General features: G+C 61.3%; 10 protein-coding genes and 1 riboswitch. Of the genes, 2 read left to right on the forward strand and 8 right to left on the reverse strand.

Annotation, left to right across the window (positions count from 1 at the left end; translation table 11 throughout):
- Window positions 1-88: 88 nt before the first annotated feature.
- Entirely contained in the window at window positions 89-1093 is a 1005-nt protein-coding gene (gene ltaE, locus HBJ59_RS12660; protein WP_167663716.1) for a low-specificity L-threonine aldolase, read from the reverse strand.
- Between the two features lie 190 nt (window positions 1094-1283).
- A riboswitch (FMN riboswitch) is annotated at window positions 1284-1453 on the forward strand.
- Window positions 1454-1564: 111 nt separating this feature from the next.
- Here ltaE and HBJ59_RS12665 point away from each other — a divergent pair.
- Entirely contained in the window at window positions 1565-2074 is a 510-nt protein-coding gene (locus tag HBJ59_RS12665) for a 6,7-dimethyl-8-ribityllumazine synthase (RefSeq protein WP_076015023.1), read from the forward strand.
- 118 nt (window positions 2075-2192) lie between these two features.
- Here HBJ59_RS12665 and astE read toward each other — a convergent pair whose 3' ends face one another.
- From astE to HBJ59_RS12700, 7 genes are all read right to left on the reverse strand, one after another.
- Window positions 2193-3197, reverse strand: coding sequence for a succinylglutamate desuccinylase (gene astE / locus HBJ59_RS12670; RefSeq protein ID WP_167663717.1), 1005 nt, complete (start codon window positions 3195-3197; stop codon window positions 2193-2195).
- Window positions 3198-3208: 11 nt separating this feature from the next.
- On the reverse strand, window positions 3209-3499 hold the full coding sequence (locus HBJ59_RS12675) for a hypothetical protein (RefSeq protein ID WP_003214319.1): 291 nt from the start codon (window positions 3497-3499) through the stop codon (window positions 3209-3211).
- Between the two features lie 23 nt (window positions 3500-3522).
- The gene (gene astB / locus HBJ59_RS12680) at window positions 3523-4869 is read right to left on the reverse strand and encodes an N-succinylarginine dihydrolase (RefSeq protein ID WP_167663718.1); all 1347 of its coding nucleotides are present in this window, start codon (window positions 4867-4869) and stop codon (window positions 3523-3525) included.
- A gap of 158 nt (window positions 4870-5027) precedes the next feature.
- Window positions 5028-6497: a succinylglutamate-semialdehyde dehydrogenase gene (astD, locus tag HBJ59_RS12685; RefSeq protein ID WP_167663953.1), complete on the reverse strand. Its 1470-nt coding sequence runs from the start codon at window positions 6495-6497 to the stop codon at window positions 5028-5030.
- On the reverse strand, window positions 6494-7519 hold the full coding sequence (astA, locus tag HBJ59_RS12690; protein WP_076015018.1) for an arginine N-succinyltransferase: 1026 nt from the start codon (window positions 7517-7519) through the stop codon (window positions 6494-6496). The genes astD and astA overlap by 4 nt, the downstream gene beginning before the upstream one ends.
- Window positions 7520-7568: 49 nt before the next feature.
- Entirely contained in the window at window positions 7569-8588 is a 1020-nt protein-coding gene (aruF, locus tag HBJ59_RS12695; RefSeq protein ID WP_167663719.1) for an arginine/ornithine succinyltransferase subunit alpha, read from the reverse strand.
- 244 nt (window positions 8589-8832) lie between these two features.
- A complete protein-coding gene (locus HBJ59_RS12700; protein WP_167663720.1) occupies window positions 8833-10053 on the reverse strand; it encodes an aspartate aminotransferase family protein in 1221 nt (406 codons plus the stop codon).
- 278 nt (window positions 10054-10331) lie between these two features.
- Between HBJ59_RS12700 and HBJ59_RS12705 the strand changes: the two genes are divergently transcribed.
- On the forward strand, window positions 10332-15311 hold the full coding sequence (locus tag HBJ59_RS12705) for a leucine-rich repeat domain-containing protein (protein WP_167663721.1): 4980 nt from the start codon (window positions 10332-10334) through the stop codon (window positions 15309-15311).
- Window position 15312 lies beyond the last annotated feature (1 nt).

Consider the following 15312-nt stretch of genomic DNA (forward strand, 5'->3'; position numbering starts at 1 on the left):
GACGGCAAAGGGCCGCATTATATCGGCCCTTTGCCCGTGGTACAGCGTGTTTATGTGATAGAAACAGTCAATTAGACGGTCTGCACTGTCATTTCCGGGAAAACTCGACAAATGTCGCGAGCACTTGCTCGATCTGTGCCCGGCTGACGTCCAGATGAGTGACCATGCGCAGACGCGACGCGGCGCTCAACTTGATCCCGCGCTCGGCAGCAAACACCTTCAACGCCTCAGCCCGTTCACCGATATCCACGTAGACCATGTTGGTCTGCACCGGCTCCACCCTGTAGCCCGCCTTGCGCAGTTCATCCCCCAGCCATTGGGCGTTGGCGTGGTCGTCGGCCAGGCGCTGCACCTGGTGATCCAGGGCGTACAGCCCCGCCGCTGCCAGCGAGCCGGCCTGGCGCATGCCGCCACCGACCATTTTGCGCAAACGGCGGGCCTTGGCGATCAACGCCGTGGAGCCGCACAACACCGAGCCGATCGGGGCGCCCAGGCCTTTGGACAGGCACACCGACACCGAATCGAAGTGCTGGGCGATCTCCCGCGCACCCACCCCCAGCTTGACCGCCGCGTTGTAGAGCCGCGCGCCATCCAGGTGCAAGGCCAGGCCGTGTTCCCGGGTAAACGCCCGCGCGGCCGCCAGGTATTCAAGGGGCAATACTTTGCCCTGCATGGTGTTTTCCAGCGCCAGCAAACGGGTGCGGGCGAAGTGGAAGTCGTCCGGCTTGATCGCCGCCAGCACGTGCTCAAGGTTCAGGGAACCGTCGGCCTGCACTTCCAGGGGTTGCGGCTGGATCGAGCCGAGGACTGCCGCGCCGCCGCCTTCGTATTTGTAGGTGTGAGCCTGCTGACCGACGATGTATTCCTCGCCACGCTCGCAGTGCGCCATCAACGCCAGCAGGTTGCTCATGGTGCCGGTGGGCACGAACAACGCGGCGGCAAAACCCAGGCGCTTGGCCAGTTCGGCTTCCAGGCGATTGACGCTCGGGTCTTCGCCGTAGACGTCGTCGCCACTGGCCGCCGTCGCCATCGCGTCGAGCATGCCTGGGGTCGGTTGGGTCACTGTGTCGCTGCGCAGGTCAATCACGGTCATCAAACTAGCCTCTAGCGGATTGGGGCATTTCTTGTGTTAACGATTACTGCGGGCAAACCCGCGGAATATCAAGCCCCGGGCTTGCACAATCGAATACCAACCAAACAAACCGATATAGGTTATCGATAAACCAACCGTGCAGTTTCTGAAAAACCATGATAAAAACTCTCCGCCGCCAGGGTTCTGGCGGCAACGTTCTCAGGGCGGGGTGTAATTCCCCACCGGCGGTAATTGCACGCAATGTGCATAGCCCGCGAGCGCTTGGCGCCTCGAACTGCCTCGGCAGGACGGCGACAAGGTCAGCAGACCCGGTGTGATCCCGGGGCCGACGGTCATAGTCCGGATGAAGAGAGAACGGGATTGGCACCTAAGGGCCGCGCTGACGTCATGTTTTCATGAGCCAGCTGTGCGTACCCTTAAATCCCATTCGATTCATAACGCCCTGTTTTTTTCTTAAACAGGAGTCAGAACATGCAACCCACCGCAATCGACAGCAAAAGCAAAAACCATCACGGCGAGCGTGTCGCGTTTATCCAGGCCTGCTGGCACAAGGATATTGTCGACCAATCCCGTAAAGGTTTCCTCGCCGAAATGATCGCCCAGGGCTACCAGGAATCGGACATCGATTTCTTCGAAGTCGGCGGCGCCTTTGAAATGCCCCTGCACGCCAAGCTGCTCGCCAAGTCCGGCCGTTATGCCGGTATCGTCGCGGCCGCCCTGGTGGTGGACGGCGGGATCTACCGTCACGAGTTCGTGGCCCAGTCTGTGGTCAGCGGCCTGATGCAGGTTCAGCTGGAAACCGAAGTGCCAGTGTTCTCGGTATCCCTGACTCCGCACCACTTCCACGCGGGCAGCGAGCACCACACGTTCTTTTATGAGCACTTCGTACACAAAGGCCAGGAAGCGGCACGCACCTGCGCCGACACCCTGCACAAGGTTCGCGCACTGCGTCGCAATGAGCCTCGGGCGGTAGCGGTTTAAGCGACACTGTAGGAGCTGGCTTGCCTGCGATGGCATCACCTCGGTGCGCCTGACAGACCGAGTTGATGCCATCGCAGGCAAGCCAGCTCCTACATTTTGGCCGAGTCAGTCTCGGGGTTCAGGCCAGGCCAGCATCCGTGGTCGGCACAATCAATATCCCGGCCCGCAAGCCATTCTTGACCTTCGGGTTCGGGAAGATGATGCGTGCGCCCTCCTCCTCGATCACCCAGCGGGTCTTGGCAATGTCCTCGGCCAATAGATACCCCTTCTCCAACTCCGAAAAGTTTTCCACGTCCGCAGGCAAATGCAGGACGAAGGCATCGCTGTGCTTGATGACTTCCCGGGAGACGCTGAACAGCTTCAAGCCGTCCAGGCTCTCGGTGGCCGGCTCGTTGCCTTCGATGATCTGCTTGAGACGGGTTTCCAGACGTGACACGTCCACGCCCTGGTTATGCCCGAACGGCCGGGCCTTGCCCAACTCCAGGGTGAAGGACTCAGCCTCAAGCTGTTCGTAAGTAAACGCGGTGAAGGTGATCGAGGTCTTGTTCTGCAGCAGCACCGCTTCCATGCCGGCGGCTCGCAGGCGCGCCAGCTCGGCACGCGAATGCTGGCGACCGTCTTTCCACGGGTACAGCGCGAACTGCTCGATCTTCGAGCCACGGATGGCGGTGTGCAGGTCGTAGTGCAAACGGCTACGCCCTGGCACGCTGAAGAAGGTGCGGGCCAACTGCTCAAGCTCGGCGGCGCGCATGGCTTCAGGGCCGATGCTTTGTTCATGACGGCCGTTGAACAGCCGGTTGACGTCCAGTTCGAGGTAACGCTCGCCGCGGCGCATGGCCTCGGGGTTACCGAACAGGAACAGAATACGGGTACGGGGCTTGATCTCCCCGCGGGCAATGCCTTGCAGCAAGCGGTCGGCCAATTCGATTGGCGCGGTTTCGTTGCCATGGATGCCGGACGACAGCAGCACGTCGCTGCCGTTGTCCCGCGCCTCAGGAGGCCGCACTTCAAGCGCGCCCTCACTGAGCCAGCGCAGTTGCACGCCATCGACAGTCAGTTGAATTTTTTGCGCCGGTTCGCGACCGGCGAGGGTCAGTTCAAGCAGTTTGCCGAGGGCGAGCATAAGCGGCTTCCTTAGTGGTTGCAGCCAGGACCGTGGACGTGATCGTCGTCATCACCTTCAACGTCGGCTGGTTCCATTTCCAGTTGCAGGCTCATCAGGTTGGTGGCCAATGGGCGCATCAGCAGGTTGGCGTATTCCGCGTCGCCTTCTTCCACGTCAACGCCGATCAGCAGTTGGCCACGGCCGTCGTGCTGGATCCAGATCTCCTTGCCCTGCCACACCACGGCAACGCGGGTGCAGGAGGTTTCCAGCTGGGTGCCGTCGGTGTCTTCAAGGATCAGTTTCAGGGTGTCGGTGGTCATAAATAGTTCTCAGCCGTGCGGCGTTAATTGATCTGGAAAGGATAAACCGAGCCCAGTTTAAGGATTTGCGTCAGTTCATCCAGTGCCGTCCGGCACTCAAGCAGCAATTGCGGGTCAGCCAGGTCGGTTTCCCGCAGGCTGTCGCGGTAGTGCTTGTCGACCCATTGGGTCAGGGTGTCGTACAACGGCGCCGTCATGATAACCCCTGGGTTGACCGCCGCCAGTTCGGTTTCATTCAACGCTACGCGCAAGCGCAGGCACGCCGGGCCACCGCCGTTCTGCATGCTTTGCTTGAGGTCGAAGACTTTGACTTCGCGGATCAGCCCGCCCGAGGACGTCAGGCCTTGCAGGTACTGCCAGACGCGCTCGTTGGCACGGCACTCTTCCGGCACGATCAGCAGCATCGAGCCGTCGGCGCGGGTCAGCAACTGGCTGTTGAACAGGTAGGAGCGCACCGCGTCTTCAACGCCAACCTGGGCCCGGGGCACGCAGATCGACTGGAAGTTGCCGCCGAGTTTGCCGAGTTTGCCCTGCAATTCGCCGAGCATCTGTTCGGTATTGAGGAACGCGTCCTCGTGATAGAACAGCACCTCGCCATTGCCCACTGCGATCACGTCGTTGTGAAACACACCGGCATCAATCACCGCCGGGTTCTGCTGGGCGTAGACCACGCCGCCATCCCGCAGGCCGTGCAGGCGAGCGACTGCCTGGGAGGCTTCGAGGGTCTGGCGCGCCGGGTACTTTTGCGGCGCCGGGTAGCGGGTGTCGAACGCACTGCGGCCGAACACGAAAAACTCTACGCCCGCCTCGCCATAGTCACGGCAAAAACGCGTGTGGTTGGCCGCGCCTTCGTCGCCGAACTGCGCCACTGCCGGCAATGCAGCGTGGTGGGCGAAGTGCTTCTGGTCAGCGAACATCGCCCCCAGCACGCGGCTGGTGGTCGGGTGCTCGATGCTGCGGTGGTATTTGCAGTTGAGGTTGGCGGCGGTGAAATGCACGCGGCCATCGGCTGTGTCGGCGCTCGGGCTGACGGTGGCGGCGTTGGCCACCCACATGCTCGACGCCGAGCAACTGGCAACCAGCAGCGGCATGGCTTGCTTGGCGGCCCGTTGGATAACTTGTGCGTCGGTGCCGGCAAAACCGAGGCTGCGCAAGGCGGCCACATCCGGACGTTCCTGGGGCGCCAGCACACCTTGCACAAAGCCCATTTCCATCAGGGCTTTCATCTTCGCCAGGCCTTGCAGCGCCGCTTCCTTCGGGTTGGAGGACTGCTGGCTGTTGCTCTGGGACGCGACGTTGCCGTAGGACAAACCGCCGTAGTTATGGGTCGGCCCCACGAGACCGTCAAAATTGACTTCACAGGATTTCATCGGCGAGGCTCCACGAACATCTGTATTTTTATAGGCATCAAATTACTTGAACACACCACAAATCAAGTGTGGGAGCGGGCTTGCTCGCGAAAGCGGTGGTTCAGTCACCTGAAATGTTGAATGACACACCGCCTTCGCGAGCAAGCCCGCTCCCACATTTAGATCAGCGTCACACCTGGGGTTAACGTCGCCGGTAGCACCAGGCTCGGGGTCTCAAGCGAGGCCACCGGGTACGCGCAATAATCCGCCGCGTAATAGGCGCTGGCGCGATGGTTGCCCGAAGCCCCTACCCCGCCAAATGGCGCGCTGCTCGCGGCACCCGTCAGCTGTTTGTTCCAGTTGACGATCCCGGCACGGCTCTCCAGCCAGAACTGCTGGTAACGCGCTTCGGAATCCGACAGCAACCCGGCCGCCAGGCCGTATTGGGTGTTGTTGGCCTCGGCAATCGCCGCCTCGAAATTGGTGTAGCGAATCACTTGCAGCAGCGGGCCGAACAGCTCTTCGTCAGCGCGATCCGTGACCTCGGTCACATCGATAATCCCCGGCGTCAGCAGCGCAGCCTGGGCCTGGGGTTGAGTCATTTCCAACAGCGCCACGGCGCCATTAGCCAGCAGCAATTCCTGGGCATCCATCAACGCCTTCGCGGCACCAAGGGAAATCACCGAGCCCATGAACGGCGCAGGCGTTTGATCAAACGCGCCGACTTCAATGGTCGAACTCACCGCCACCAGGCGCGCGAGCAACGCATCACCCCAGGCGCCTTCCGGCACCAACAGGCGACGGGCACAGGTGCAGCGCTGGCCGGCCGAGATAAAGGCCGACTGAATAATGGTGTACACCGCCGCATCAACGTCGGCCACTTCGTCCACCACCAGCGGGTTGTTGCCGCCCATTTCCAGCGCGAGGATCTTGTCCGGGCGCCCGGCGAATTGCTGGTGCAGATGGTTGCCGGTGCGGCTGGAGCCGGTGAAGAACAAACCGTCGATACCCGGGTTGGCCGCCAGGGCGATCCCGGTTTCCCGCGCGCCTTGCAGCAGGTTCAACACGCCCGCCGGCAGGCCGGCGTCGATCCAGCATTGCACCGTCAGCTCGGCGACTTTCGGGGTCAGCTCGCTCGGTTTGAACAGTACGGTGTTACCCGCCAGCAAGGCCGGTACGATATGCCCATTAGGCAGGTGACCCGGGAAGTTGTAAGGACCAAACACCGCCACCACACCGTGGGGCTTGTGGCGCAGCACGGCAGTGGCGTCGCCCAGTGGGCCGCTCTTCTCGCCGGTACGTTCGCGGTAGCTTTGCACCGAGATCGCGACCTTGTTGACCATGCTGGTGACTTCAGTCGCCGATTCCCACAATGGCTTGCCGGTTTCCTCACCGATGCAGCGGGCGAATTCGTCGGCACGGCTTTTCAGGTTGGCGGCGAAGGCTTCCAGAACGCTCAGGCGTTCTTCCAGGGAGCGCTTGGCCCAGGCTGGAAACGCCTGGCGCGCGGCCTGAACGGCAGACTCGACCTGCTCGGTGGTAGCGCCATTACCCGACCACACGACCTGCTGGGTCACCGGGTTCAGCGACTCAAACACTTCACCCTGGCCTACCAGCCACTCACCTGCGATGTATAGCGAATTCATTATTTCGACTCCCGGGCAGCGGACAACGGTACGGCGCGCACTTGATCACCGGCGATCAGTTGCAGGCGCTTGGCGGTCTGTTGATCGACCACCAGGGTGCCCGCAGCCAACCGCGCCGGTGCGGCGGTAATGCGGCAATCTTCGCGTTTACGGTTATGGATCAGGAACGGCGTGGCGTCGTCACCCGGCGTACCAATCGCCAGCACCAGCGCCTCGCTATCGCGTACGGCGCGGATCTTGGTGGTTTCACACTCCACCGCCGGGCCTGCGTCGAAGATGTCGACGTAACCCTGGTAGCTGAAACCTTCACTCTTGAGCATGCTCAAGGCCGGCTCGGTGTCGGTGTGGACCTTGCCGATCACGTTGCGTGCGTCCTCGGACAGGAAGCAGCTGTACAGCGGAAACTTCGGCATCAGCTCGGCGATAAACGCCTTGTTGCCTACGCCGGTGAGGTAGTCGGCCTGGCTGAATTCCATCTTGAAGAAGTGCCGGCCCAGGCTTTCCCAGAACGGCGAGCGCCCGGCTTCGTCGGACATGCCGCGCATTTCGGCGATGATCTTGTTGCCGAACAACTGCGAAAATTCCGCGATAAACAATAGGCGTGCCTTGGCCAGCATGCGACCGTTAAGGCCGTTGCGGTAATCGGCGTGCAGGAACAACGAGCACAGCTCGGAGTTGCCGGTCAGGTCGTTGGCCAGAAACAGCGTCGGGATTTCACGGTAGATGTTCAGCTCCTGGGAGGCGCTGACCGTCAGGCCGACCCGGAAGTTGTACCAGGGCTCACGCAGGCCGACGGCACCGGCGATGGCGGAAATCCCCACCACGCGGCCTTCGTCGTTTTCCAGCACGAACAGGTAATCCGCATCACCACGCCCGGCTTCGCCGCGAAAGGTCTTTTCAGCCCAGCCGACCCGGTGGGTCAGGCGCTCTTCATTGGCCGGCAAGGTGGTGAGGCCGGTGCCGGTGCTGCGCGCCAGATCAATCAGGGCCGGTAAATCGCTGCTGCGTACGGGACGAACGATCATGCTATCTCCTCAAACGGGCCGCCTTGCAGGCCACCCGCGAAACTCATTCTTAAACCGCTACCAGTCGAACGCTGGCACCCTCGCCGACGCCCAGGGCTTCGGCGGTTTCCAGGTCCAGGGTCACTGGCTTGCCCGGCGCATAGTCCAGTTCCAGCATCACCGCGCGGTAATCCTGCAATTGGCCGTTGCTCACCAGGTACTGGCGGCCGACACCCTTGACCATCTCACCAATCTTCACCGGCACCACACGGCTCTGGGCGATCGAGCGAATGCCCGAGACCCGTGCGTGCAAGGTTGGGCCGCCGTCGAAGATGTCGATGTAATGGTCGGTCTCGAAGCCTTCGCGCATCAGGATGTCGAAGGTGATCTGCGCCCGTGGGTGCACCTGGCCCATGGCTTCCTGGGCGGCGTCCGGCAACAGCGGCACGTAGATCGGGTAATGCGGCATCAGTTCGGCAAGGAAGGTCCGGCTCTTCAACCCGCACAGGCGCTCGGCGGCAGCGTAGTTGAGGTCGAAGAAGTTGCGGCCGATGGCGTCCCAGAACGGCGAATCACCGTTCTCGTCGCTGTAGCCCACAATCTCGGTGACCACAGAGTCCGCGAAGCGTTCCGGGTGGCCGGCCACGAACAGCAGGCGGCCACGGGAGTTGAGTTCCGACCACGGCGAACCCACCAGCTCCGGTACCACGTAGAAGCTGGTCAGCAGGCTATTGCCGGTCAGGTCATGGCACTGCGAGAGCACGTGGATCTTGTTATGGATCTTCAGCTCGCGGGAAGCATGCACGAAGGTTTCGTTGCGGAAGCTGTAGAACGGTTCCGAGTAGCCCGCCGAAGCGACGATGGCCGAGCAGCCCGCCAGCTTGCCGGCGTCGGTGTCTTCAAGCACGAAGAAATAGCTTTCTTCGCCGTTGAAGCTGACCTCGGCGGCGAAGGACGCTTCGCTCGCGGCGATCTTGTCGCTCAGGCGTTCGACATCATCCGGCAAGGAGGTGACACCAATCGGGCTGTCCGCAGCCAGACGCTGTACCTCGCCCAGATCAGCCATTTGCGCGGGGCGCATCACCAGCATGGTGTCACTCCTTAACTCGAAAACTCACAGGAAAAAATGCCGGACACGATCTTGAAATCAGTGAGGTCAAGTGTGGGAGCGGGCTTGCTCGCGAAAGCGGTGTGTCATTCAACATTTCAGGTGACTGAGCCACTGCATTCGCGAGCAAGCCCGCTCCCACATTTGATCTTCACAGCTTCAACTAAAGAGTCCGGCATACAAAATTTGTGTTGGGTACCCGAATCGCCGGGCACCCAACGGTCTATCAGGCTTGCGTCAGCTTTTTCACAGCACGTTCGAAGCGGTCCAGGCCTTCCTGGATATCGGCATCTTCCACCACCAGGCTCGGGGCGAAACGCACGACATCCGGGCCGGCCTGCAGGATCATCAGGCCTTCGCGCTCAGCGGCGTTGAAGATGTCCTTGGCCTTGCCTTTCCAGGCATCGCTCAGCACGCAACCGAGCAACAGGCCCAGGCCACGCACTTCGGTGAAGATGCCGTATTGCTGGCCAATCTTCTCCAGACGGGAAACGAACAGGTCGCGCTTGGCATTAACGCCAGCCAGCACTTGCGGGGTGTTGATCACGTCGATCACCGCTTCCGCCACCGCGCACGCCAGCGGGTTGCCGCCGTAGGTGGTGCCGTGGGTGCCGACCACCAGGTGCTTGGCCAGGGCCTCCGTGGTCAGCATGGCGGCAATCGGGAAACCGCCGCCCAGGCTCTTGGCGCTGGTGAGGATGTCCGGTACTACGCCGTAATGCTGATAGGCAAACAGCTCGCCGCTGCGGCCCATGCCGGTTTGCACTTCGTCGAACACCAGCAGCGCGTTGTTCGCGTCGCACAGGTCGCGGGCGCCTTGCAGGTAAGAAAGCTCTGCCGGCAGCACACCGCCTTCGCCCTGGATCGGCTCCAGCACCACGGCGCAGGTTTTGTCCGAGACGGCGGCTTTCAGCGCTTCCAGGTCGTTATACGGCACGTGGGTGATGCCGACGATTTTCGGACCGAAGCCGTCGGAATACTTCGACTGGCCACCCACGTTCACCGTGAACAGGGTGCGGCCGTGGAAGCTGTTCAGCGCGGCGATGATTTCGTATTTCTCGGTGCCGAAGCGGTCGAAGGCGACGCGACGGGCCAGCTTGAAGGCGGCCTCGTTGGCTTCGGCGCCGGAGTTGCAGAAGAACACACGCTCGGCAAACGTGGCGTCGATCAGCTTATGGGCCAGGCGCAGGGCCGGCTCATTGGTGAAGACGTTGGACACGTGCCACAGCTTGTTGGCCTGTTCGGTCAATGCACCGACCAGCGCCGGGTGGGCGTGACCCAATACGTTGACCGCGATGCCGCCGGCAAAGTCGATCAGCTCTCGGCCCGCCTGGTCCCACACGCGGGAACCTGCGCCACGCACGGGGATGAAAGCGGCAGGTGCGTAGTTGGGAACCATGACCTGGTCGAAATCGGCACGTTGCACCGGGGCTTGCTCAACGGACATCGGAGTCTCCTGAAGAGGAACGCCTGCCTGAAACTGGCGGGCGATGCAGGGATTGTAAGGACAGTTTTCAGCGCGGCCTTGCCGCCAAGCGACAACTTCTTATAGCGCCAACCCGCGATTTTCGCGGGTTTACGCCAATGCGACAATTAGCATCGCAATGGCGCAGTTTAAACCGCCCGGGCCGGTTGTGGGCGGTTGGTGAGGCACAACTATGTAATGCCGTCACCGATTGCCGTTTTGGTCTGCTGTTGATCTCATCCGCGCACAGGAACAGCGCCATGCCTGAAATCGACGAGCAACACCTCGCACAACACCCCGACAGTCATTATCAACCGCTGGCCAAAGCCGTACCCGACTGGCTGACCGGCGCTTCAGCCGAGCGACGCACCCAGCTCAAACGCACCTCGCCTCGCGCATTGGCGTGGCACAAAACCGCGACCCGCGAGCAGCACCGCCAATTGCGCCTGCGCAACGCCAGCCACTGGACCGCACAAAACCGGGTAGACCAGCGCCTCGAGCAGCTGCAAGACGCCCAGGCCTTCGCCGCCCCTTTGCTGGCCGATGCATTGAAAACCCGGTTCGGACTGACACTGGACGTGCGCACCACGTTTTTGCGCCTGTACATCCCAGCGACCATTCCCTGGTTTACCGTAAAGAGCGGCGCGGCGCGCACCTGGACTGTCTCGTTGCTGGACGCCGCGCTGCACAACTTCGAGGCCGACGAGACCCAGCCTGATGCATTCGAAGCAGCCAGCGAATTCACCACCCAACCCGATGCACGTGGCCATTTCCAGCCCTTGCCCGAGATCAAGCGCGAGCTGTCGATCCCGGCGTTCACTCAACTGTGCAGAACCCTGGATATCGGTGCGCAGTACAAAACCTATCTGGAAGAGAACCTGGGCATTACCAATCGCCTGGTGGCAACGGTTCTGCAACACGAGGTCAAGGCCAGCGAGCGTGCGGCGCTGGAGGTCGCGCTGCAACTGGCAAACATGAACGGCGACCTGGAGGACGACATGTACCAGGCGCTGCAAGGTTTACTGGATGGTCGACCAGCACGTATCTCGGGCAAGCCCGTGCGTTGCCATGACCTGCACATGATGTCGGCCCGGCTGACCGGGATCGTGCTGTTCGCCCCGGACCTGGAGCGCGAGCACGGCGCAGTACCCGTAGTGGCCTATGTCCCGGACGACCCGGAACACCCCATCAAGCAATACACCTCGACCGCCGCTTTCACCGCTGAACTGACCCGGCAACTGCGCGACAGTAACTATCAACACTTCTTCAGCCGGTTCGTCGCCCACCAGGACCGTGGCTTTTTCTTCTCCAACCTCAACAACCGCCTGGGGCAGATCACCTGGCACCCACACAACCCCACCGACCCGCAACCCACCTGGCGCGAAACCCCAAGGGAACGCCCCAACCTGCAACTGGGCGCGCCGGCGATCCCCGGCGATTGGCTGACCCACCGCTACCAGCAAAAGCTCAACAAGATCCTCAACGACGCCCAAGTCATCGCCGTTTCCACCGCCAAGGTCGACCAGAAAGCACGCTGGGCCCTGTGGGATTCATTCCAGCAAATTGCCACGTCGCTGCTCGACATCGCCGCGCTGGTGATTGCCCCGTTCGTGCCGGTGCTGGGCGAAATCATGCTGGCCTACATGGCCTATCAACTGCTGGATGAAACCTTCGAAGGCATCGTCGACTGGGCCGAGGGCCAAACCACCGAAGCTTTCGAGCACCTGATGGGCACGGTCGAAGCCTTGGTGCAGTTGGGCACCTTCGGCGCTGGCGGGGCGATTGCTGCGGGCGAGTTTCGCGCACTGCTGCCGCAACGCACGGTCGCCTTTATCGATAGCTTCAAACCGGTCAAGGTCCCCAACGGCAACACCCTGTACTGGAAACCTGACCTCGCTCCCTATGCACGTAAAGTCGCCTTACCAGAAGGTTCTACCCCCAACGCACAAGGCATCCATCAACACCTGGACCAGGCGGTGATCAGCCTGGACGACACCCCCTACGTGCTGAATAAAACACCCGACCGTGATGGCTTCTTGCTTGCGCACCCGGAACGTCCCGACGCCTATCAACCCAAAACCTGGCACAACGGCACGGGTGCCTGGCAAACCGAGCTGGATCAACCGCTGTATTGGGACAGGGCCACCCTGCTGCGCCGGTTGGGGCATCGTGCGAAAACCTTCAGCGCCCAGGAGCTGGAGCAGATTCGCAGCGTGAGCAACACCCCCGAAAACGTGCTTCGCCAGATGCATGTCCAGCGTGAACCGATGCCCTTGCTGCTGGAGGACACCCTCAAGCGCTTCAAGATCGAGCAAGACATTTCGACCTTTATCGAGCAAATGAGCAGCGATGATCCTGCGGTTTATCGCCAGGCCTCGCCCCTGACTCAGTTGCAACTACTCTGTGACAACGGCACCTGGCCTGAGACCAAGGCCCTGCAGGTAGTGGATGGCACCGGCCAGACGCTTTGGCAGTACGCATCCCGCGACGGCGTTGCGCGGGTGCGGATCAACCAGGTGCAACTCAACAGCGGCGACCTGCTTAAAACCGTTCTTTTGGGACTCGATGAGTCCGAAATCAAAACCCTGCTGAGTGAAGAATTCGGCCTGCCGGCCCGCGGGATTGATGTGCGTACACGCGCGCTGAGGAACAAAATCGCGCAGGCCGCCGAGAGGCAAAAATCCAAGCTGTTCGAGTCCCGCTACAAAAGCGCGAACCAACCCGTGCACGGGGCAGCGCAACAACTGATGGACAGTCGACCCGGGCTTCCAGCCTCGGCTGCCGACGTAGTACTGGAGCAAGCCAGCGACCTGGAGCGGGCAGAACTGGGCAGCGGAAAAGTCCCCAAGCGCCTGGACCAGCTGGCCAATTGGGCACGCCAGGAAACCCGCTTGAACCGCGCTTATGAAGGTTTGTACCTGAAAGCCCCCGCCAACCTGGACACCCACATCCTGGCCCTGCACTCGTTGCCGGAACTGCCTGGCTGGTCCGGCACCGTACGCCTGGAAGTACGTGAACATACGCTTGAGGGCACCTTGCGCGACAGCATCGGCCAGGCAGCCGCAGCAGAACGCAAAGTGCTGGTACACGAGGAAGGTGCATACCAGGTCTATGACGACGAGGGCCTGCATCTGCAAGGCAAGACCGACTTTTACAATGCGGTGCTACAGGCGCTGCCCGACAGCGAGCGCACTGTATTGAACCTTCATATTCGCCAAGGACCGCAACTGCGTCAGGCGATTGCCGCAACGCCATTGCCCCGCAACCGGCTGCGCCCCATTCTCGAACGCCAGCCCGTGCGGCCACCCGCTGCCGGTAAAACCCCGAGATTGCCCGGAGGCATGGACGGCTATGCCCTCCCGCCCGGCCCCATGCCGACACCAGGCGCACCGTTGTCGCTCATCCAGCGCGCAGAAGCGCTGTACCCTGGCCACACCCCTGCGCAAAATCGCGCACTGATCCAACGCCTGAATGGCCTCCCCGGCGGCGCGTTGCCCCAGTTGCAGCTATTGCAACTCGAATATGCTCGATTGTTCCAGGACCTGGAGATTTGGCGCGCCGAAATCCCCACGACTGACCCCGTAACTCAAGCCCGCCTCGGCGCTGCCGAATACGCCTACGAAGGAGAAAAACGCATACAACTCGCCGATCAAATCAGGCGCTGCTGGCGCCGGGAAACCGAATCGACCCTGAACAACAATGACGAACATCTCAGCTATAGCCTGGTGTACGAGGAACCGATCTTGGGCGAACTACCCACCCTGACGGCCAATTTCGACCACGTCTCGACACTCGGCCTGATGGGCACTGAAAATACCTCGGGAGCCCTAAGGTTTATTCAACGCTTTCGCAATCTGCACACCCTGGAATTGCGCAGCATGCCACTGGGCGCTTTTCCCGAAGGCCTGGAAACCATGCCCAATCTCACCGAGTTGGTGCTCGACAGCTGCGACATCCAATTGACTGAGCAGAGCCTGGCCAGGTTGTCATCGATGTCGCGCCTGGAATCCCTCGACATGTTCAACAACCCGCTGGGCAGAACACCCAGTGTCGAAGCGATGCCCAACCTCAGGTACCTGGACCTGTCCTCCACCCAAATTGGCCAGGTCCCGGCCGGCCTGCTCACACGCCCCGAGCTTGAGAGCGCGATCCTCAATAACAACCGCATCACGGAGCTGCCCGACGCGCTGTTTGAACTGCCGGATACGATCAGTGACGGAATAGACCTGGAAAGCAACCCCTTCCCCGACCCACTCATTGACCGTATCAAAGGCCATTTCCAGCGCACCGGGGAACGCTGGGAAACTACCGCACCCCGGGCCGATATCGACCGTCTTAAAGCGCTGTACCCCACGTTCAGCACTCATGAATGCAATCTGTATATCTTCGGCATGCCCGGCAATCTGGAAGCCGGTCGAGTGGCACTGGTGCGCTTGGGCAGCGAGTACGAAAAACTGAAAGCGGATCTGCAAGAGTGGCAAATCAACGTCCCCACCCACCACCCGACGCTGAACATGGAACTGATTCCCATGGTGCGCGCCCATGAGCAAGTCAAACGCCAAGCGTTCAAGGAGCTGATGGAAGCGTGCTGGCGCCGCGAAACTGCAACGGACGACGCCGACGACGGCCTCACCATCACCCACGAACTGAACTACGGTGCGACGCTTATAGGTGACCTTCCCACGGTCACCGCCAACTTCGACCATGTGACACTGCTGTCGCTGCACGGGGAACAGGCCACCACCGGCCTCGGCAACTTTCTGGACCGTTTCCCCAAGCTCAGAAGCCTTTCCATCCATGGCTATCGTTTGCAGAACATCCCTGCACAAGCCTTCCGGCTGCCTCGGCTGAACGAACTGATCCTGCCTCGTTGCGATATCCAACTGAGCATTGAGACCGCCAACGCATTAGCAGACCTGCATCAACTGACCTATCTGGACTTGAGCGACAATCTGCTGGGCTTCACTCCGAGCCTGGAAAACATGCAACAACTGGCGGTCCTGGATTTGCAATCGACCGGCATCAGCCGAGTGCCGCAGGGACTGTTTTCACTGAGGAAAATTGTGGCCGCCGACCTCAGGGACAACGCGATCCGGCATATCGATAACAGCATCCTCGAAGTACCCATCGATAACTTCAACGCGATCCTGTGGGGGGGCAACCCACTGTCCAGGGCGAGCCTCGCCACCCTGAGCCGTTACGCACGGCGCCACCGCATGGACGTTTCACTCGAGGAATGAC

Origin of the sequence: Pseudomonas sp. AN3A02 (genome assembly GCF_011765255.1) — a bacterium.
GTDB lineage: Bacteria > Pseudomonadota > Gammaproteobacteria > Pseudomonadales > Pseudomonadaceae > Aquipseudomonas.